This window comes from Streptosporangium album (assembly GCF_014203795.1).
GTDB classification, from domain to species: Bacteria; Actinomycetota; Actinomycetes; order Streptosporangiales; family Streptosporangiaceae; genus Streptosporangium; species Streptosporangium album.
In genome coordinates this window covers 1,891,806-1,912,587 of sequence record NZ_JACHJU010000001.1, presented here as the reverse complement: position 1 = coordinate 1,912,587, position 20,782 = coordinate 1,891,806, and the positions used below count along the sequence as shown (strand labels likewise).

Sequence of the window (20,782 nt, the reverse complement as noted above, 5' to 3'; positions counted from 1 at the left end):
CGCCGGTGGTGGCTATTCCGCCGACCCCAGCTTGGCCAGCCGGTTCCCGTACATTCGCACGACCTCCGGACGGGCGGTGGTTGCCTGCTCGTAGTCGAGGAGCTCCTGGATCTGCTCGGCGGACTTGCCGCGCATCCGGGCGCGCAGGGACGCGACCGTCAGCTGGCCGTAGCCGGGCATCGGTTCGGCGGGCACGGCGACCGGTTCGGCCGCCGCGGACTCGACGATCTCCACCTCGGCGACCTCGACCTGCACGGCCGCGGGCGAGGGAATCCCCGCCTCGGCCTCGGCGGCCTCGGCGGGCTCGGTCTGTGCGGTCTCGACGGCCTCGGCGGGCTCGGTCTGTGCGGTCTCGACGGCCTCGGCGGGCTTGGCCTTTGCGGCCTCGGCGGAGTCGCCGGCCTCGGCGGCCTTGGAGGTCGCGGTGGCGTCGGGAGCCTCGGCCGCGGTGGGCTCGGGGCCGGTCGCCTTGGGCTTGGTGGGGGCGAAGATGACCGGTTCCGGACGGGAGGAGGAGCCGTTGACCTCGGGAGCCGTCTCCTTGACGGGGGTGCTCTCCGGACGCGGGGCGAAGATGACCGGCTCGCGGCGGGCCGGCTTCTCCTCGGTCTCCACGCTCTCCGTGGCCTTCTCGCTCCCCGCGGCCTCCCGGCGGGACTCCTCGGCGTTCTCCTCCTGGTCGGCGAGGTGCTTGATCGAGGTCCGCATGCGGTCGCCGATCCGCAGAGCCTGGCCCATCCCGCTCAGCGCGGACTGCAGCACGTACAGCGGCAGATCCTTGGCCTTCTCTTTGAACCCCTCGCGACTGGAGAGCGCTTCTTTAATGTTTCTGGTGACATTGCGGAGGATGTCGGGGACTGCCATGTCGTCTCCCTGAGAGTCTGTATTGGGCACCTAGTCTGGTAAGACTGTGCCGTATGAGGTCATAGGACGCGTGGGCGGCCCAGCGGACACTCCACGTAGCATAAGAACATGACTTCAACGACCCCCGCGACCCGACGCGTACTTGTGGCCAAGCCCCGTGGTTACTGCGCGGGGGTCGATCGAGCGGTCCAGGCCGTCGAGAAGGCCCTTGAGCAGTACGGCGCGCCGATCTACGTCCGCAAGCAGATCGTCCACAACACCCATGTGGTCAAGACGCTGGAGGCGCGCGGAGCGATCTTCGTAGAGGAGACCGAGCAGGTGCCCGAGGGCGCGATCGTGGTCTTCTCCGCCCACGGAGTCTCTCCGGCGGTCCACCGGGAAGCCGCCCAGCGCAGCCTCAGGACGATCGACGCCACCTGCCCGCTGGTGACGAAGGTGCACAACGAGGCCAGGCGCTTCGCGTCCCAGGACTACGACATCCTGCTCATCGGTCATGAGGGCCACGAGGAGGTCGAGGGCACCGCGGGCGAGGCCCCCGACCACATCCGGCTCGTCGACGGCCTCGACGCGGTCGGCGCCGTCCAGGTGAAGGACCCCGACCGGCTGGTGTGGCTGTCGCAGACCACCTTGTCGGTGGACGAGACCGTCGAGACGGTCTCCCGGCTCAAGGAGCGTTTCCCGAACCTCATCGACCCGCCGAGCGACGACATCTGCTACGCCACCCAGAACCGCCAGGTCGCGGTGAAGGAGATCGCCGCCCAGGCCCAGCTCGTCATCGTCGTCGGCTCAGAGAACTCCTCCAACTCCAAGCGCCTGGTAGAGGTCGCCCTCGACCACGGCGCCGACGCGTCCTACCTGGTCGACGACGCCTCACTCATCAAGGACGAGTGGCTCGACGGCGTCACCACGGTCGGTGTGACGAGTGGCGCCTCGGTCCCCGAGGAGCTCGTCGCCGAGGTCCTGGCCCGCCTCGCCGCGCACGGGTTCAACGACGTCGAGGAGGTCGAGTCCGTCGAGGAGAGCGTCCGCTTCGCCCTCCCGCACGAGCTCCGCAAGGACCTGCGAGCCACCGTCTGACCCGATCCCCCGTCCGTGCGGCGGCGCCGGGCGCCGCCGCACGGCCTCACTGACCTTCGCGGGGCGTGCCGTACACCTTGGGTTCGAAATAGCCCTCGGGCTCGGGGGCGTAGTCGCTGCCGCTCCTCGGACGGGGGATGTCCGGTCCTGCCGCCCGCAGCTCCTCGCGCAGATCGCGGACACACTGGGCGAGCCCGCGGCGCCATGCGACGAGCAGGACCACGATCGAGCCGCCGAACAGCCATGGAGCACCGGCCGACAGCACGGTGAGCATGCCAAGGCTGAACGCCTGGATCGGCGAGGCCGTGCCCAGCGCCCGGACCACCTCGACGATCAGCGTGGCCACCAGGAAGATCAGCGGTGGGGACACCACCAGCGAGAGCAGGTCCCGCCGGTTCACCAGCGACACCGCGGCCGTGCAGCCGGCCACGAACGCCACCCCGGCCAGCGCGGGCAGCACGAATAACGCCTGCAGGACACCGCCCACCAGTGTGGACGCCAGCACCGACGTCATCGCGCCCCGGGCGGTCAGCCGGATGCCGCCACCGCGCTTCCGCTCGCTCACGCGATCACCTCGCCAAGCGGCTGCCCGTCGCCTCGCTCGTCCACCAGACACCCCCCTCGACCTTGGCCCCTCATCGCCAACCCGCTCCGTTCCGCCTCCAGTGTCCGGCTGTCGGCGTCCCAAGAGAACAGCTTCTAGGGCAGGTCGTTCGTCAATTTACCGTTCAGCCGGGACATCAGAGGGGAGCTTGACCTCTCCTCTTCCAGCAGTTCGGGCGAGGTCAGCGCGCGTGGCAGGTCCTCGACCGTTCCGGGTCCGTCCAGTTCGGCCTCGACCAGTCCCAGGTCGTTCAGCTTGCGCGCGCTCACCAGCACCCGGGTCTCCAGGGAGCCGACCGTGCGGTTGTAGGCCTCCACGGCTCTGCTCAGCGACCGGCCCATCGACTCCATGTTCCGTCCCATGGTGCCCAGCCGTTCGTAGAGCTCCTTGCCCAGCTCGAAGACCGCTCGCGCGTTCTCGCTGAGCGCGGCCTGCTGCCAGGCGTACTGGGTCGTGCGGAGCATGGTGATCAGCGTGGTGGGTGTGGCAATGTGGACCCGCCGCCGCATGGCGTACTCCAGCAGGGCGGGATCGCGCTCCAGAGCCGGGGCCAGGAACGCCTCGCCCGGGATGAACAGCACCACGAACTCCGGCGCCGGGCTGAACGCCTGCCAGTAGGCCTTGGCGGCGAGCCGGTCCACGTGCTCGCGCACGTGCCGGGCGTGGGAGTCGAGCCGGGCCGACTGGTAGTCGGGGTCGCCGGACTCGGCGGCCTCCAGGTAGGCGGCCAGGGAGACCTTGGAGTCGACCACGACGTTCTTGCCGCCGGCCAGCCGTACGACCATGTCGGGCCGGAGAACGCCGTCGGCGGTGGTGGCGCTCGCCTGCTCGTCGAAGTCGCAGTAGCGCTGCATCCCGGCGATCTCGGCGACCCTGCGGAGCTGGAGCTCCCCCCACCGGCCCCTGGCCTCCGGGCGCTGCAGGGCGCGCACCAGCGCGGTCGTCTGGCCGCGGAGCTGGTCGTTGCTCTCGCGGACGACGTCGATGTGCTTGGCCAGCTCGGCGTGGGCGGCCCGCTGGCCCGACTGGGTGTCGCGCAACTGCGTCTCGACGCGGGCCAGGGTGTCCTTCAACGGCTCGATCATGTGCTCGACCGCCTGTCTGCGCTGCTCCAGCTCTCCGGCGGCCTCGGTACGGCCGGCGGCCAGCCGGGTCTCGGCCAGCTCCAGGAAACGCAGGTTGTTGACATCGAGCGCGCGAGCCGACAGGGCCTGGAACCGTTCGGCGAGCTGCCCCTCGACGTAGGCGACCTTCTCCTCGGCGACCTTCGCCCGGGCCTCGGCCTCGGCCAGGCGTGCCCCCATGTCCGTCGCTCCCTCAGAGGCACGAGCCCGGCCCATCAGGAATCCGATCGCGAGTCCCGCGGCGAGTCCCACGGCGAGCTGGAAAACGAGTGCCATGACGTCCACCTCGGAATGATCGCAGGCCCGGCGGCTCCCGGCCTCCCGACACGCCTTGGGCCCCGCCCCCGCATCGCCTTCCTGTTACCGGGAGTTGCCCCGCGATGGGGAGGGTGGTGGAACGTGATTTCTACCGGCCTGTGACATGCCCGCGGCGGGTAGCACTGCGTGATTCCCCGTAAACTCGGCTGACGTGAGCCTGAGCATCGGCATCGTCGGATTGCCCAACGTCGGTAAGTCAACGCTTTTCAACGCGCTGACGAAGACCGCGAACGCCCTGGCGGCGAACTACCCGTTCGCCACCATCGAGCCCAACGTGGGCATCGTCGGCGTTCCCGACCCACGTCTGGAGAAGCTGGCCGAGATCTTCGGCTCAGCGAAGATCCTGCCGGCGAAGGTCGAGTTCGTCGACATCGCCGGGCTGGTCCGCGGTGCCTCCGAAGGGCAGGGGCGGGGTAACCAGTTTCTCGCCAACATCCGCGAGACCGACGCCATCTGCCAGGTCATCCGGGTCTTCACCGACCCGGACGTGACCCACGTGGACGGTGACGTCGCCCCCGAGCGCGACATCGAGACGATCAACACCGAGCTGATCCTCGCCGACCTGCAGACCCTGGAGAAGGCGATCCCCCGCCTCCAGAAGGAGTCCAGGACCAACAAGGACCGCAGGTCCACGATGGAGGCGGCGGAGGCGGCGGTCAAGCTCCTCGACGGCGGCACCACGCTGTACGCCGGGGCCAAGGGCGCCGGGATCGACGTGGCCGACCTGCGCGAGCTGCACCTGCTGACCACCAAGCCGTTCCTCTACGCGTTCAATCTCGACGCCGACGAGCTGACGGACGAGGATCTGCGAGCCCGGCTGGCGGCGATCGTCGCGCCGGCCGAGGCGGTCTTCCTGGACGCCAAGATCGAGTCCGAGCTCGTCGAGCTCCCCGACGACGAGGCGCTGGAGCTCCTGCAGTCCGTCGGCCAGGAGCAGTCCGGTCTGTCCCAGCTCGCCCATGTCGGATTCGAGACCCTCGGTCTGCAGACCTACCTGACCGCCGGTCCCAAGGAGACCCGGGCCTGGACGATCCGCAAGGGGGCCACCGCACCCGAGGCGGCCGGGGTCATCCACACCGACTTCCAGCGCGGCTTCATCAAGGCCGAGATCGTCTCCTTCGACGAGCTGGTCGAGGCCGGCTCCATCGCCGCCGCCCGTCAGGCCGGCAAGGCCCGCATCGAGGGCAAGGACTACGTGATGCGCGACGGCGACGTCGTGGAGTTCCGCTTCAACGTCTAGAGACGACGAGAACGGCCGCCTGACCTATGAGAAAAGGTCCGGCGGCCTTTTCGGCCCGCAGGGGCGCATGGAGCTGCTCGAAGCCGCCGCCCGTTGTCATCCGGTGGCCGCCGTGGCTCGCCCTCCTCATGACTTTCGACAACTGGATCGACCCGGCCGTCCCGTCCCCACGGATTCTGCTGGTACTGCCCGCCGCATACCTGGTGATCGGTTCCGCCCGCAAGGGCATGGGGGAGCCCCGTGTCCTCGCGCTCCCTCTCGCGGTGACGCTGAGTGACGTATTACTGGTAAATGCGCAGGTCGCGACAGTGTCGGTGCCGTTTGGACAGCAATGCGTGGCGTTTCGGTAATCGGGTTACCCGCCGACCAGGCATAACGTGCTTTCTTGGTGATGTGACCAGGTAACGGGTTCGCTGGGGGTTCCAGACCGGGTTTGCTCAGTCAGGAGGTTGCCTGCAGCATAGGCGTGGCTTTCCTGGAACAATCGCCGGGGCGGTTAGAGTAAGTGCTTGACCATGGTTAACGGGGGCGGAAGTAATACGACACCGCTCCGGCCGGGGGATGGGCGCGAGCGGAGGCATGATGGCTCGAAGGGCAACGGTCCAGCGTGATCCTCGGATCGCTGGCGACCCTGAGCTGTCGGTATACCCGGACATGTCCTATGACTCCGGCTTCGACGGCCCTCTGGCGCGCGGGCGGGGTGCGGCGTCCCGGGGCCGCTGGTCCGGCGGAGGCGGTCGCTGGCTGGTTTGGGCCGGCCGTGCTGTGCTCTGGGCGCTAATAGTAGTCATCGTAGTGAACGGGGTCCGTGCGCCTTTTGAACGTTTTACCCGGCAGGGCGCCGCTGGTGGGTCGCCTTCCGTTTCCGCCGACACCGAATTCCCCCTCAGCCGGGCGACCTCTTTCGCCAGCCAGTTCGCCGCCGTCTATCTGAATTTCGAGGCCATCCGTTCCCAGGAAAGGGCGGCGAGGCTCGCGCCCTACCTGCCCGACGGCGCCGAAGCGCAGTTCGGCTGGGACGGGCTCGGCCGGATGGCCGCCGGCGCGGTCCAGCCGTACGGCACCGAGATCGTCGACAGGGACAACGCCGTGGTGACCCTCGCGTTCCAGTCGGGAAACCGCCGCCAGCTCCTGTCGGTGCCGGTGTTCCACGACAGCCAGACGGACCGGTTCGTGGTCTCCGGACGGCCGGGCATCCTGCCGGCGCCGACGCCCGCGAACCTGCCCCCGGTGTCCGCGGGCGAGAGGGACGAGGCCGCCGAGGCCGAGCTCCGCACGCCGCTGGCCGACTTCTTCAAAGCCTACGCCGCGAGTGACACCGCGTCCCTGCAGCGCTACGCCGCCGCCGGCGTCACCCTGGAGGGGTTCGGCGGCGCGTTCACCTTCGTGCAGCTCAAGAGCCTTTCCGTCCCGCTCGTCGGCGGGGCCACCCGCGACGTCACCGCCACGGTCGTGTGGGGCGTGCCCTCGGGCGCGACCCCGTCCCCGGGTTCCACGCCCTCCGACCCCGGAGACATGAGCGGGAAGCTGGAGCAGGCCTACCTGCTGACGGTGGTCAAGCAGGGCGACAAGTGGTTCGTCAAGGACATCCGCGGCGCGCAACGGTCTGTGGGGTAGCGCATGATCGAACGGTGCCGGCCGACAGTGAACAGAACCCCCCTGATCAGCGAGGCGGCGGTGGGCGGGTCCGGGTATGCGCGTGTCGGGCCGGTGCCCGGCCGCCGAGCGCGATCATGAGCACGGAGGACGTGAAGTGACCCTGAAGACCATCCTGCTGAGCATGATCGATCTTGCCCAGCCAACCGCTCCTCCGGCGGGCGTGAACACCGAGGGACTGGCCGACTTCCTCCGTAAGTTCTTCGCCCCGCTCTTCCTCGTCGTCGTCTCCGTCGTCGCGCTCTTCTTCCTCTTCACCCGTGAGATCACCAGGTTCGTGCAGTTCATCATCCTCGCGGTGGCCATCGGAGTGATCTTCTATGTGCCCAACATCATCGAGGTGACGGCCAAGGCGATCGCGGGCGCGCTGGGCATCACGGGGGGTTGAGTCCGCCCATAGCGGTCAGAGAACGAGAGGCGGAGAGGAGGAGCGCGTGGACCTGCCCACCTATACCAACATCTGGCGGATCGAGAAGCGGCTCTACAAGCTGTACGACCTACGGCTGCCCATGCCGCTTCCGATTGTCTGGATCGGCGTCTTCGTGGGTGTGGTGGTGCCCTGGTCGCTGCTGCTCTACCTGCTGGGCCTGCCTCTCGAGGCGCCCTGGCACGTGGTCTACCTCGTGCCGCCGGGGATCGTCACCTGGCTCTCCACCCGGCCGGTGATCGAGAGCAAGAGGCTGACCGAGCTCCTCCAGTCGCAGCTCCGTTACGTCGGCGAGCCCCGCACCTGGTGCCGGATGGCTCCCACCTCCGAACCCTCGGAGATCAGTCTGACCGGCCGGGTCTGGCGGGCGGCACCCCAGCGGGCGGCACCGGTCCGCGTCAAGTCCTCACGCAGGGCCAGGCACGCCCAGGCGAAGCGCGCCGCGTCCTCCCGGCAGGTCCGCCCCGCCGTGGCCGCCGCCGCGGCCGCGGCGGCCGCGGGGCCTGCCGCCCGCGAGCAGGTCGCCTGGGGTACGGCTCCCGCCCCTCGCCGGGGCACCGCCCCGGCTCTCGGGCAGGCCACAGCCGAGACGCCCGGCGGTGGCACGCCCGCCGTGTCCGTTCCCGAGACACCGGTCGAACGGGTCTTCCTCGCCCCGCCGCCCATGACCTCCGGCGCGCGGGTCAAGGCCCAGGCCGATCCCGCTCCCGCCATGCCGCCCGCACCGGTCTCCGCGACCGGTTCCGAGCGGGCTCCCGCCGCACCGGCGGCCCCGATCGACACCGAGGCGTTGCGACGGCTGCGCAGGCTCGCCGCCTCAGCCGAGGCCGAACGCGCCACGGCTCCGCCTCCGGCACAGCCCGAGCGGCCCGTGTCCGCTGAGCGGTCCGTTCCCGCTGACCGGCCTGTGTCCGCTGGCCGGTCCGTGTCCGCCGACCGGCTTGTGTCGGCCGCCCCGCCGTCCGTTGACCGGCCCCTTCCCGCCGAGCGGTCCGCGCCCACCGACCGTTCCCCGGCAGCCGCCGAACACGCCGAGCAGTCTCCCGCCACACCGCGATTCGTCGGGCCGGCTCCGACCGGGAGGCGTCCCGCCACACCCCGGGTGAAGGCGGACGAGAGTCCAGCGGAGCCGGAGACCGGGAGGGACGAGGACCCGTGGGCCCGCTACCGCGAGGATCAGCCGGGGGCACAGGCCGCCGAGACGCGGCGGGCGCGACCACAGGAGCGGCCCGCGGGGACGCCGCCCGGCATCTCGATCCGGGCGGTTCCCTCGGGGGCCGAAGACAAGGCCGACCCGGTGACGCCCGCTGTGGCGCTGCCCAAGGCTCCCCAGGGTGAGGCCAGGGTGCGCCGGGTGGAGTCGGTCGTCGGCCGTGACTCCTCGGGCGGCTGGCGGCGGCTGGCCCAGGTGGTCATCGGACCCGGGGGCACGGGCCGTATGGACGGAGCGGAGGTCGACGAGGCACGGGCCAGGGCGGTGTTCAACGGCAGCCGCCGGGTGGTGGTGCTGGGGTGCACCGGCGGCGCCGGGCAGACCACGACCGCGCTCATGCTCGGGCACACCCTCGCCCGCTACCGGGAGGACCGGGTGCTCGCGGTCGACGCCGGCGTCGGCATCCACGCCCTGTCCAGCCGGATCCAGGGCGAATCACCCGAGACCCTGACCTCTCTGCTGGCCGGACTCGACAACGTCCACGGCTACCTGGGCATGCGCGCCTACACCAGCCGCTGCGCCTCGGGCCTCGAGGTCATCGCCGGTGACAGCGACTCCGGTGCCGAGCAGCGGCTGTCGGACCGCACGCTCTTCTCCGACCGGCGGCTCAGCCAGACCATGGACATGCTGGACCGGCACTACAAACTGATCGTCATGGACCCGGCGGCGGCACTGGCCGCGCGGGTGCTGCCCTACGCCGACCAGCTCGTCCTGGTGGTCCCGGCCAGCCAGGACGGGCCGGACGCGGTGGCGATGACCTACGAGTGGCTTGACGGACACGGCTGCGCGGACCTCCGGCGACGCGCGATCATGGTCGTCAACGGGGTGAGCCGCCGCAGCATGGGCGATGTGGAACAGGCCGAGGCGGTGGCCCGGGGCAGGTGCCGGGCGATCGTGCGGGTTCCCTGGGAGGACGAGCTGGCCCCCGACAGGTCCGAGCGGGTGGAGCCGTCCCACCTGCGGGCAGCCGGTCGGCGGGCGTATCTCGCCCTGGCAGGAGTCGTGGTGGCGGGTTTCGGAGCGGCGCAGGCGGTTCGATCCAGCGAGGAGGAATTGGCCCAGTGATCCCCCGGGCGCGAGAAGACGTGGTGAACGGGCGTAACGAGATGGGCGCGCGGACCGCCGTGCGCGGCGGTCCGGTCACCCGGCCGGAGAGGGAGGTCGTGTGAGCCGGGCCTCGCGGGCACGCAGCCGCCTCGCCGTCCGTTACTTCGACGATCGGATCCTGCTGACCGACTCGTCGGTCTGGGCCTACTTCCGGTTGCCGACCGTGAGCTACGAGTTCATCACGTCCGAGGAGCGGGAGGCGCTCGCCACCAACATCACGATCGCGCTGGCGACGATCCGGATGCCGGACGCGGAGGTGCACCTGCGGGTGGCGCATCGCACCTACCCGGCGGCCGAGTGGGCGATGGCGCTGAACGCCACCTCCGACGAGGGCCCCGGCTGGCGCGACTACCTGGAGGAGATGTACCGGCACGTCTGGGCGAAGGACTTCTGGAGCAAGGAGGTCTACCTGGGCGTACGGCTCGGCGCGCGCGGCAGGCAGCTCGGCGCCGGGGTGCTGTCCCAGCTCTTCGGCTTCTACCAGCGCAGCGAGAAGGCCCTGGGCATCGAGGACGACCATGTCCCCAAGGCGGAGATCACCAAGTGGTCCGAGCAGGCCGAACGGCTGGGCCGGGCGCTGTCGGCGAGTGCCCTGTACGCCCGGCACGCCACCTCCACCGAGATCGCCTGGCTCTTCCAGCACGCCGCGACCGGCTCCCTCGGCGATCCGCCGGCCTCGGCCAGCCCCAAGCGGCGGTGGGGGCAGGGCGAGATCGAGTCCCTGGTCGAGGGGCAGATCCACAACGGCAGGTCGCTGCTCCGGATCGAGCAGCCACACGGCGACTCCTATGTCGCGAACCTGTCCTTCGCCCGGTTCCCGGACATGATGCCCTTCCCCGACGGCGAGCCGTGGATGCACTTCGCCGACCAGCTGCCCTTCCCCGTGGAGGTCAGTTCGAGGATGCGGCTGATCTCGCCGGTCAAGGCCAGCAAGGACGTGGCGCGCAAGCTCGCCCACGCCCGTGACATGGACATCCACATCCGGGAGGCGGGCGCGGAGGCGCCGCTGGCGCTGGCCGAGCAGATCGACGCGGCCCGGATGCTGGAGCACGGCATCACCAAGGAGCGCCTGCCCTTCGTGTACGGCTGGCACCGGCTGATCGTGTCCGCCCCGACCGAGGAGATCTGCGTGCAGCGGGTCGAGGCGGTCGTGGAGCACTACCGCGACATGGGCATCGACATCGTCAACTCCACCGGTGACCAGTTCTCGCTGTTCTGCGAGGCGTTGCCGGGCGAGCGGGTCCGGGTCAACGCCTACGCCCAGCGGCAGCCGCTGCGCACCATCGCGGGCGGCATGGCGACCGCCACCGTGGATCTGGGCGACCGGATGGACGAGGGCAAGTCCGGCTGGATGGGACCGTACGTCGGGGAGACCCTGGGCCGGGCCCGGAGCATCGTGCACTTCGACCCGCTGGTGGCCGCCACGCGCAACCGGCCGACGGCCATCGCGATCACGGGTGAGCCCGGCGGCGGCAAGACCACGCTGGCACTGCTGATGATCTACCAGATGGCGTTGCGCGGCGTGACGGTCGCGGTCATCGACCCCAAGGGCGACGCCGACTCCCTGGTCCAGCTGCTGCAGAGGCGTGGCAGGAAGGCCCGGATCATCCCGCTCGGCTCGGCCGCGCCGGGCCTGCTCGACCCCTTCTCCTTCGGAGAAGACATCGCCGCCAAGAAGACGATGGCCAGCGAGACGCTGCGGCTGCTGCTCCCGCGCATGTCGGAGGAGCGGGAGTCGGCGATGATCCAGGCGGTCGCGGCGGTCTCCAACGGGGAGAACCCCTCGCTGGGCAAGGTCGTCGACTTCCTGGAACGGACCGAGGACGCCGCCTCCAGAAACCTGGGCGCGGTGCTCCGCTCGATGTCGGACATGCATCTGGCCCGGCTCTGCTTCGACCCCTCCGGCGGCGACCAGATCGACACCGAGGGGTGGACGACGGTCTTCACCCTCGGCGGGCTGACCCTTCCCGACGCCTCCACCGCCCGCGACGACTACTCCTACGAGCAGCGGCTGTCCGTGGCGCTGCTCTACCTGGTCGCTCAGTTCGCCCGGGGCCTGATGAACGGCCTGGACCGGCGGACGCCCAAGGCGATCTTCCTGGACGAGGCCTGGGCGATCACCTCGACGCCGGAGGGCGCCAAGCTGGTGCCCGAGGTCAGCCGGATGGGGCGTTCCCGCAACACCGCCCTGGTGCTGGTCTCACAGAACGCCGGTGACCTGCTGAACGAGCAGGTGACGAACTGCCTGTCGTCGGTGTTCGCGTTCCGCTCCACCGAGCGGGTCGAGGTGGAGCACGTGATGGCGCTGCTCGGGGTCGAGCCCTCCGAGGAGCACAAGGCGATACTGCGCTCACTGGGCAACGGCGAGTGCGTCTTCCGGGATCTGGAGGGCCGGGCCGGCCGGATCGGGGTGGACCTCATCTCCGACGAACTGCTGCGCTGGCTCGACACGAATCCGACCCATGACAGGCCGGACGAGAACGTGCATGATCCTTCCGAGGGCGACAGAGTCAGTAGGCCCGGGGCCGCGGCGCTGGAGGTACGGTCATGAAGGGTTCCCGCAAGGGACGACTACGCAGGCGGATCGCCGTCGCGCTGGTGGCGCTGGCCGCCTTCCTCGCCCTGCCGATGCTGTTGCCGACGGGCACACCCACGGCCGCCGCGGCGGCGCCCTGCGACCTCTCACCGGACCTGACCCCCGAGATCGTCGACTCGGGTGTGGACGGCCTGTTGAAGCCGCCGCCGCCGGCCCCGCCCGCGGCGGGGACGCCGGCCGCGCCGGCCCCGGACGCGCAACCGCAGGGCAACTACGCCACCTACGGCATGAGCGGCCAGTTCTGGCACACCCACCAGCTCGGCTGTGACGACGTCGCCGCGGTGATGGGCAACATGATGGCCAACACGGTCTTCTCCTGGGCCAAGGCCCTGGACCGGCTGACCATCACGACCTACCAGGCCGCGGCGACCGAGGGCCCGCTGGACTCGATCAAGAACGTCGTCGACGACATCGTGATCAGCCTGTCCAACGCGATGTACTGGCCCTTCCTGCGGCCGATCGTGATCCTCGGAGCCATCTGGCTGGCCTGGTACGGCCTCATCCGCAAGCGCGCGACCACGACGGCCGAGGGTGTCATCTGGATGGTCCTCGCGGTCACCGTCGCGGTCTGGTTCTTCAGCCGTCCCGGCGACTTCACCGGGCTGGGGAAGCTCGTGACGGATAAGACCGGCGAAGTGGTCAACTCGGCCTTCTCCGGGCTGCCGGGCGCGGGTGGGGTGTCCTGCCTGCCGGCCAAGGGTGACGCCAATCCCCAGGCCAAGCCTGGCGGTTACGGCCAGAGCGGCGTCCCGGGCGTGGATCAGAACGCCGACGCGCTCTGGTCCACCCTGGTGTGCAAGCCCTGGCTGATGGGTGAGTTCGGTACCGCCGACGCCACCGCGCCGGTCGTGCAGAAGTACGCTTCCAAGCTGCTGGACATCCAGGCGACCGACGCGTCCGAGCTGCGGTCCGCCCAGGTCCTCAACACCAACGCCCATCAGGCACGGTATGAGGAGGAGGTCGCCAACCCGCTGGAGAACACGCCTGTCTTCTTCCTCTTTCAGGGAAAGGATTGGACAAACCGGCTGGGCATCGCGATCGGGGCGCTGATGGCCGCGATGGTCGCGGGGCTGCTGATCTTCCTGGTGGCGGTCTCGCTGCTGGTGCTCAAGGTCGGTTTCCTGCTGCTGCTGATCCTGGGGCCGGTCTTCCTGCTGATCGGCGTGCATCCGGGGACCGGCCGGATCATCGCGATGCGCTGGGTGGAGATGCTGATCGGCACCCTGCTCAGACAGGCGGTGCTGGCACTGGTCCTGAGCGTCCTGGTGTACGGCTACGCGCTGATCATCTCCACGGCGATGCCCTGGGGCATGCAGGTCATGTTCATGGCCCTGCTGACGATCTCGGTGTTCTTCTACCGGCGGCCGTTCCAGCACCTGTTCGCCTCCATGGACGGCCACACCCTCGCCACCCGCATGCTGGGCGACGCGACCACCGCGCCGACCCTGCAGCGTGCGGCGGGAGTGCTGCCGCCGGTCGCGGCGGCGCGGGTGGGCCGCTGGGGGATGCGCAAGGCGGAGCCCGTGCTGCAGGCGGCGGCGCTCGCCGGCGGCGCCTCCGTCGCGACGGCGGCCGCCGCGGTCGCGCAAGGCAAGGTCCGCGGCGGTGCCGAGGAGGGCGCTCCGGGAGCGGCGGGGACGCCCTCGGGCGCCCGGGTCCCGACCGGCGCGCAGCCGGCGCCGCTGGACACCGACGCCCAGGCGGGTGCGCGGCGCAAGGGGACGGGTCGACCGGTCACCGCGGCCCGCGCCGGCGCGGCGCCACCGCTCAACCTCTCCAGCGGCGGCACGGCGGCCGGCGCGTCTCCGACTCGCTCCGGCAGCCCCGGTCGCGGTGGCGGCGGCTGGTTCGGTGGCCGCTCCGGCGGCTGGGCTCCCCAGGGAGGTTCGAGCCCGGCGAGCGGATCGTCCCCGGCTCCCTCCTCAGGCGGCAGGTCGCCGGCGTCCTCGTCAGGAGGCGGCGGCCGGTCGGGCGGGAGCGTCTTCGGTCCCGGTGGCGGCTCACGGCGCTGGGACTCCGGCTCGCGGGGTTCAAGTTCGGGTTCACGCGGCGGCTCGGGCTCGCGGAGCGGCTCCGGTTCGGGTTCCGGCTCGCGGAGCGGTGGCGGTGGCGGTGGCGGCTCCCGCGGTTCCTCCGGATCGGGGGGCAGCCTGTTCGGCGGCTCCCGGAGCGCCTCGGGATCGGGGGGCAGCCTGTTCGGCGGCTCCTCGGGCGGGTCGAGGAACACCGGTGGAGGCGCGGACAGGTCGTCCGAGGCGCCTCCGCTCTGGCTGCCCAGCAGGTCGGAGCAGGGGAGGCGGGCCGATGACGCGGCCGCGCCCTTCTGGCTCCGCGCGTCCAACCCCGACAAGGACTGACGATGGTCGAAGGGGGAAGCCGCCGGGGGGGCGTCTTCGCGGTGCTGGTCGTCGTGCTGGCCCTGGTCGGCATCTACCTGACCATGCGGCCGGACTCCGGCGACGGACGGCAGGCCCCGGCCGATCAGGTCGGGGTGGACCGTACGGTGCGTGGATCGCAGGCGCCGGTGAGCGTCGAGCCGCCCCGGCCGTCGGCGACGGCCAGCAACGCCCCCTTCGACGTCTACTCCTACCTGCCGATGACCAAGAAGGAGCTGGCGGCGGCCGCCGACTACGCCCAGCGGTTCACCGCCGAGTACGGCACCTTCAGCTACGACGAGGATCCGGCGACCTACGGGGACCGGCTCCGGGGATACACCACCAACGAGTTCGCCGCCGTGCTGCTCCGCACGGTCACCTCCCCGGGCAGCGTCGAGGCCAACCGCGCGGACGAGGTCGTCTCCGTCGGCACGGCGCGGGTGAAGGAGATCCGGCAGGTCCAGAAGACGTCGGTCGTGTTCGTGGTCACCGGTACCCAGGACGTCACCGCCAAGAGCGGGTCCAAGGAGCGGGTCGAGGACTACGCCGTCACGCTCGTGGAGGTCGGCGCCGACTGGCGGGTCCACGACCTGCAGCCGGCGGACGAGGGCCAGGACGGAGACGACTCGTCCACACAGGCAGGTGGTGCCGGATGACGGGCAACAGGAAGGTCTACCTCGGCCTGATCATCGCCGTCGCGGCCCTGGGTCTCTTCACGCTGATGATGGCGCCGATGATGATGGTGAGCACCTTCCCCTCCTTCACCGGCGGCGAGCTGCCCGACTGCGAGGACGCGGTCACGGCCGCGGGGGAGCAGTCCGAGACGGCGGCGTCGGACATCCCCGCCGACTATCTCAAGCTGTACCGCAAGAACGCCGAGAAGGTCGGCGTGCAGTGGAACGTGCTCGCCGGAGTGGGCAAGCGGGAGACCGACCACGGGCGCTCCACACTCCCCGGGGTGCGCAGCGGCACCAACTACGCGGGAGCCGCCGGGCCCATGCAGTTCCTGATCAGCACCTGGGGCGGCAAGGCGAAGATCAAGATTCCGTCGCAGTTCAGCGGCTACGCCTCCGACGGCGACGGTGACGGCTGGGGAGACGTCTACAACCCGGCGGACGCCATCCTGGGCGCGGCGAAGATGCTCAAGCGCAACGGCGCACCGGAGGACGTACGGCGGTCGCTGTTCGTCTACAACCGGGCCTGGTGGTACGTCGACCAGGTCATGGAGATCGCCAAGGAGTACGCCAAGGACGGCGCGGTCAGCGTCCCGCCGGAGGCGGAGGACACCTGCGACGAGCCTCTGGTGGAGGCGGCGCCCACCGAGACGGTCGCGGGGATCCTGGAGTACGCGCTGGCCCAGCGTGGCAAGCCCTACCTGTGGGGCGGCACCGGGCCGGACGCCTTCGACTGTTCGGGGATCATCTACATGGCCTACCGGAGCGTCGGCCTGACCATCCCGCGCACGACCTTCGGCCAGTGGCCCTTCGGGGTGAAGGTGGCGCCGGGGGAGGAGCAGGCGGGGGATCTGGTCTTCTTCAACGCCGGTCCGGGCACCGGTGTCGACCGGCCCGGACACGTGGGCATGGTGGTCTCGCCCGGCAAGATGGTCGAGGCGCGGTGCCGCCTGTGCGGGCCGATCAAGGTCACCTCGTACAAGGGCCGCCTCGGCATCGTGGGGTTCACCCGGCCGTTGCAAAATCCCGACGTTCTCGCGCAACTCAGATTGAGGCAGCAGGGCTGACACAATCGGATCCCATGGACAAAGTCGTTGTGGGAGCCGCCGTCGTCGACGGCGGTGGCAGACTGCTCGCCGCCCAGCGCGCCGAGCCGCCCGAACTCGCCGGTGGCTGGGAGTTTCCCGGCGGGAAGGTCGATCCGGGGGAGGACGATCGCACCGCGCTGATCAGGGAGTGCCAGGAGGAGCTGGGCGTTCTGGTCGAGGTCGGGGAGCAGGTCGGCGGCGACTGGCCGCTGACGGCCGGATACGTGCTCCGGGTCTGGCTGGCGAAGATCGTCGATGGAGAACCAGAGGCCAAGGAGCACCTGGAACTACGGTGGCTGACCATGGACGAGCTGTACGGCGTCCGATGGCTGCCCGCTGACCTGCCGATCGTGCGGGCCGTACAAGTGCACCTGGGTGAGGTTGAACAGTAACTCGGTGTAACATAACAATTACTGGATGTGTTGTTGACGTGCGTCCGTATCGGGGGATCGGAGAAGTGCGGTGGCCGGATGGTGGCGGTGTGCCCAGGTCGTGTCGGCCGTGGGGACAGGAGCGCTCGTTCTGGGCGGAGGGCCGGCCGCGTACGCGGCCGGGACGGATGGTTCCGTCGCGCCTCCCGCCGGGGTGGCCGGAGCCGACGATCTCAACTTCTGGTCGCAGTGGGTCCGGACCAGTGACGTGGTCCGTTTCCGGGTGTGGCTGGAGGGATCCGGCACCGATGCGCGACTGGCGGTCGTGACCACGCCCGCCGAGGCGCTCAAGGGCGTCGAATGTCCTCGGGAGGAGGGCGCCCAGATGCCGGTCAGCGGTGGGGCGCAGATGTGTTCCCTGGGAGATGTCGTCACACGTAGCTCCGTGGATGTGCTGCTCGCCGTGCCGGAGAAGGCCGGTGGCGTCGAGTTGACCGCGGTGGCCCGGATGCGTAACCCCGAGGGGGTGTGGGTCACCCACACGGCGCGGACCACGGTCGGCAATCCGGCCGCCAAGGTGGCCGAGGTCGTCGAGGTGGCTGACTCCGTCGTGCCCCGGCCCGCCCCAGGTGTGCCTCCGTGGGGCCCGGGTGCCGCTCCGGAGGGCGTGAGGGCGGCGATGGGCGCGGCGGCCGGGGCGATAGGGCAGGCGGCCCCTGGCAGGCCACCCGCCCAGGAGCCCGCGGATCCGGAGAGGGCCCCGCTGAACCCGCCGGGGCTCCGGGCGCCGCAGGCTGTGGAGAGACCGGGGGCGCCGGCCGTGCCGCCGGGCCCGCGACCGAAGGACCTCTCCAAGGAGAGGGGCATACCGATGATCCTGGAGGAGCCCTCGACACCTGAGGGGAGTGCCTCCATATACGTGGACCCGCAGGCGGAGTCGGAGCCTCCCGGCGTCCCGGAGGGTGCGGATCCGGGCGCTGCGCCGTACGGCATGGGCGGCAGGCCGGGTGTCGTGCCCGAGCAGGCAGGGAGCCTGCCCGGCGGGGCCAGGGTGAACGGGACATCCGCCGAGCCGCCGTCGGTGAACCGGGGCGGGCCGAGGGGGGCGATCCCGGCGTCGCAGGGCAGAGGGGTGCGGGCCGTCGTGGCGAGACCGCCGTTCTCGCGTGGCAGGTCGCTGGCCGAGACCGGGCGGATGCCCCGGCTGACGGGACAGGCGCCCCAGCTTCCGCCGCAGATGGCGCAGTTCCCTCAGGCTCAGATGCCGCAGCAGATGCCGCAGCAGATGCCGCAGCAGATGCCACCGCAGATGCCACCGCAGATGCCACCGCAGATGCCGCAGGCCCAGATGCCACCGCAGATGCCGCAGGCTCAGATGCCGCCACAGATGCCGCAGGCGCCGGGGCAGATTCCTCCGGTGTGGAACGACCCCAGCCTTCAGATGCCGCAGGCCGCGCCCGCGCCGGCCGTGCCCCCCATGACGGACCCACAGCCGCTGGGCGCGCCACTGCCCCGTGACCTGGACGGAGCGAGTCAGAAGATCACCCCGGTCGCCGACTCGGGTCCGCTGCTGGCCGGCATTCGGGGCTTTCCGGTGGTGGGAGTCGCGGTCGGAGGTCTGCTGGGGGTGCTCTGGCTTCAGGTGAGGGTCAAGCGCCGCCGTGAGACTGGGACGTGACCTGTGTTGTAAAAAGGGCTTTGCTGTTACTTTTGCCCAACTAGTATTTTCCTTGACTTGATCTGCATGGAGAATCCTCGGAGGGCACCGGTGACGCGATCACGGCGTACGGCGGCCATCTCCGCCGTTGTCATTTCCCTGGGGTTGAGTGGTGTGGTGCTGCTCGCCGTCGCGCCACTCACCACCTCCGCGCCGGCGGACGCGGCCACCCGGCTGGTCGCCGCCGATCCTTCCGAGATTCCGGGCTGTGACGCCGACCCGGCAGGTCCATGTGAGGAGCCCGACCCGGTCGTCACCGTCACGGTCACCGCGGACCCGGACAATCCTCAGAATCCCGAGGAGCCCGCGCCCACGGCTCCGCAGAAGACGGTGACCGCCACGGTCACCGTCCCCCCGCCGCCGAAACCCCCGAAAACCCCCAAGACCACGGCTCCGCCGGAGACCACCGCCCCGCCGGAGACCACCGCCCCGCCGATCCCGACGACGTCGCCCTCGACCCCCGTCGACCAGCCCGCCCCGGTCACGACGGATCCGGCATCCGAGGAATCGGATCCGGTGTTCCCCAGCACCGAGCAGACTCCGACGGAGCTCCCCACCGCTACGCCCCAGCCGACCGGCACCCCGACGTTCGAGGACGTCACCCCCGCGGCGGTGCCCTACGAGATCCGCAACGCGGGCTCCGAGTTCGACAGGGCCACCCTGAGCAACCAGCTCGCGATCCCGGCGTTGATCCTGGTGCTGCTGGTGCTGTTCGCCGTGCTGATCTTCGAGGGCAGGCTGCGACGCCTGGCCCACGCCGCGGCCGTCCGCCGCGCCGGCCCCCGCGCCATGGCCCAGCAGCGTGGCGACGCCATGGGTGCGATGGGCTACCCCGCCGGCCCCGGCTACGGGCCCGCACCGGGCTTCCCGCACGGCTCCTACCCGGGTGGTACGGCGTACGCCCCGATCATCAGCCTCGTCCCCATGCAGATGTATCCCACCGTCTATCCGGAGGGCTACCCGACCGAGCAGTACCCCCAGATGTACGGACAACCGGGCTACGGGCAGGCCCCCTACGAGTACGGCGAGCAGTACGGGCAGGAGGGCCCGACGTACGGGTACGCCGAGGAGCACGGGCAGGTGGGACCGGAGGGCACACAGGCGTACGGGTACGGCGAGCAGTACGGGCAGGAGGGCCCGATGTACGGGTACGCCGAGGAGCACGGGCAGGTGGGACCGGAGGGCACACCGGCCTCGTTCCACGACGCTGACGCTCCGGCTCCCGGTCCCGAGGGCGTCCTCCCGCAAGGCCCCGGTGAGTTTCCCGGCGCGCCGTTCCCGCAGGAGCCGCCGCACGCCGGTGGCCACGGACAGGGTCCTTCCACCGCCCTGCCGTCCGCGCCTGAGGAGCTCACCAGCACGGTGATCCAGCCGCTTCCGGGCCAGGAAGCGGACAGTCAGGACACGGGCGGCCAGGAAGCGGGCAGCCGGGACGCGGGCAGGAAAAAGCGCGGCTTCTTCCGCCGCTCCTCCTAGCCGCTGCGCCCCCGCTGAGAGCTGCGGAAAGGGCCGGGGCGGACATGCGACAGCGCCGGCCGCGTGGACGCGGGCCGGCGCTGTCGGCGGAGGTCAGCTCTTCGAGCTGGAACGCTTGAAGATCTTGTTGCCGAGCCAGACCAGCGGGTCGTACCTGCGGTCGACCACGCGTTCCTTCATCGGGATCAGCGCGTTGTCAGTGATCTTGATGTGCTCGGGGCAGACCTCGGTGCAGCACTTGGTGATGTTGCAGTAGCCCAGGCCGTGCTCCTCCTGGGCCGCGTCCTTGCGGTCGGTCACGTCGTAGGGATGCATGTCCAGCTCGGCGATCCGCATGAGGAAGCGCGGACCGGCGAAGTTGGTCTTGTTCTCCTCGTGGTCACGGATCACGTGACAGACGTTGTTGCACATGAAGCACTCGATGCACTTGCGGAACTCCTGGGACCGCTCGACGTCGATCTGCTGCATGCGGTACTCACCCGGTTTGACGTCCGCCGGAGGGGTGAAGGACGGGATCTCCCGGGCCTTCTTGTAGTTGAACGACACGTCCGTGACCAGGTCCTTGATCACTGGGAACGTCCGCATGGGCGTCACCGTGATCGTCTCGTCCTCCGTGAAGGTGGACATCCGGGTCATGCAGCCGAGCTTGGGCCTGCCGTTGATCTCCATGGAACAGGAGCCGCACTTGCCGGCCTTGCAGTTCCACCGCACCGCGAGGTCGGGGGCCTGGGTGGCCTGAAGCCTGTGGATGATGTCGAGGACGACCTCGCCCTCGTTCACCTCGACGGTGAAGTCCTCAAGCTTGCCCTCGCCGCCCTCGCCCCGCCACACGCGGAACTTCGCCTTGTAACTCAT

The 20,782-nt window shown here is 70.3% G+C and carries 16 protein-coding genes; 12 read left to right on the top strand and 4 right to left on the bottom strand.

Going from position 1 to position 20,782, the window contains the following annotated elements; genetic code table 11:
- Positions 1-12 precede the first annotated feature (12 nt).
- Positions 13-864 carry a hypothetical protein gene (locus FHR32_RS08925; protein WP_184753871.1) on the bottom strand — a complete coding sequence of 284 codons (852 nt, stop codon included), beginning with the start codon at positions 862-864 and terminating at the stop codon, positions 13-15.
- Positions 865-972: 108 nt separating this feature from the next.
- Between FHR32_RS08925 and FHR32_RS08920 the strand changes: the two genes are divergently transcribed.
- Complete coding sequence (locus FHR32_RS08920; protein ID WP_184753870.1) at positions 973-1,941, top strand: 4-hydroxy-3-methylbut-2-enyl diphosphate reductase; 969 nt, start codon at positions 973-975, stop codon at positions 1,939-1,941.
- Between the two features lie 46 nt (positions 1,942-1,987).
- Here FHR32_RS08920 and FHR32_RS08915 read toward each other — a convergent pair whose 3' ends face one another.
- Together FHR32_RS08915 and FHR32_RS08910 are read right to left on the bottom strand one after the other, a co-directional pair.
- Complete coding sequence (locus FHR32_RS08915; RefSeq protein ID WP_184753869.1) at positions 1,988-2,506, bottom strand: DUF6542 domain-containing protein; 519 nt, start codon at positions 2,504-2,506, stop codon at positions 1,988-1,990.
- Between the two features lie 134 nt (positions 2,507-2,640).
- Positions 2,641-3,945: a DNA recombination protein RmuC gene (locus FHR32_RS08910; RefSeq protein WP_184753868.1), complete on the bottom strand. Its 1,305-nt coding sequence runs from the start codon at positions 3,943-3,945 to the stop codon at positions 2,641-2,643.
- A 193-nt stretch (positions 3,946-4,138) separates the two neighbouring features.
- Between FHR32_RS08910 and ychF the strand changes: the two genes are divergently transcribed.
- The 11 genes from ychF to FHR32_RS08855 all read left to right on the top strand — a co-directional run bounded on the left by ychF (position 4,139) and on the right by FHR32_RS08855 (position 19,927).
- Entirely contained in the window at positions 4,139-5,227 is a 1,089-nt protein-coding gene (gene ychF / locus FHR32_RS08905; RefSeq protein ID WP_184753867.1) for a redox-regulated ATPase YchF, read from the top strand.
- A gap of 795 nt (positions 5,228-6,022) precedes the next feature.
- Positions 6,023-6,844, top strand: a complete 822-nt coding sequence (locus FHR32_RS08900; RefSeq protein ID WP_312882182.1) for a conjugal transfer protein — start codon at positions 6,023-6,025, stop codon at positions 6,842-6,844.
- Between the two features lie 163 nt (positions 6,845-7,007).
- On the top strand, positions 7,008-7,271 hold the full coding sequence (locus FHR32_RS08895; protein WP_221465778.1) for a hypothetical protein: 264 nt from the start codon (positions 7,008-7,010) through the stop codon (positions 7,269-7,271).
- A 46-nt stretch (positions 7,272-7,317) separates the two neighbouring features.
- On the top strand, positions 7,318-9,588 hold the full coding sequence (locus tag FHR32_RS08890) for a TcpE family conjugal transfer membrane protein (RefSeq protein ID WP_184753865.1): 2,271 nt from the start codon (positions 7,318-7,320) through the stop codon (positions 9,586-9,588).
- A gap of 100 nt (positions 9,589-9,688) precedes the next feature.
- Positions 9,689-12,181 carry an ATP-binding protein gene (locus FHR32_RS08885; RefSeq protein ID WP_184753864.1) on the top strand — a complete coding sequence of 831 codons (2,493 nt, stop codon included), beginning with the start codon at positions 9,689-9,691 and terminating at the stop codon, positions 12,179-12,181.
- Positions 12,178-14,583, top strand: a complete 2,406-nt coding sequence (locus FHR32_RS45810) for a type IV secretion system protein (RefSeq protein ID WP_184753863.1) — start codon at positions 12,178-12,180, stop codon at positions 14,581-14,583. Before FHR32_RS08885 ends, FHR32_RS45810 begins: the two co-directional genes overlap by 4 nt.
- 2 nt (positions 14,584-14,585) lie before the next feature.
- Entirely contained in the window at positions 14,586-15,257 is a 672-nt protein-coding gene (locus FHR32_RS08875) for a hypothetical protein (RefSeq protein ID WP_184753862.1), read from the top strand.
- Complete coding sequence (locus FHR32_RS08870) at positions 15,254-16,342, top strand: C40 family peptidase (protein WP_184753861.1); 1,089 nt, start codon at positions 15,254-15,256, stop codon at positions 16,340-16,342. Before FHR32_RS08875 ends, FHR32_RS08870 begins: the two co-directional genes overlap by 4 nt.
- Positions 16,343-16,356: 14 nt before the next feature.
- Positions 16,357-16,755: a (deoxy)nucleoside triphosphate pyrophosphohydrolase gene (locus tag FHR32_RS08865; RefSeq protein ID WP_184753860.1), complete on the top strand. Its 399-nt coding sequence runs from the start codon at positions 16,357-16,359 to the stop codon at positions 16,753-16,755.
- A gap of 70 nt (positions 16,756-16,825) precedes the next feature.
- Complete coding sequence (locus tag FHR32_RS08860; protein ID WP_184753859.1) at positions 16,826-18,412, top strand: hypothetical protein; 1,587 nt, start codon at positions 16,826-16,828, stop codon at positions 18,410-18,412.
- A gap of 90 nt (positions 18,413-18,502) precedes the next feature.
- Positions 18,503-19,927 carry a hypothetical protein gene (locus FHR32_RS08855; RefSeq protein WP_184753858.1) on the top strand — a complete coding sequence of 475 codons (1,425 nt, stop codon included), beginning with the start codon at positions 18,503-18,505 and terminating at the stop codon, positions 19,925-19,927.
- 93 nt (positions 19,928-20,020) lie between these two features.
- On the opposite strand, the gene FHR32_RS08850 is transcribed toward FHR32_RS08855, so the two are convergent.
- A complete protein-coding gene (locus FHR32_RS08850; RefSeq protein WP_184753857.1) occupies positions 20,021-20,782 on the bottom strand; it encodes a succinate dehydrogenase/fumarate reductase iron-sulfur subunit in 762 nt (253 codons plus the stop codon).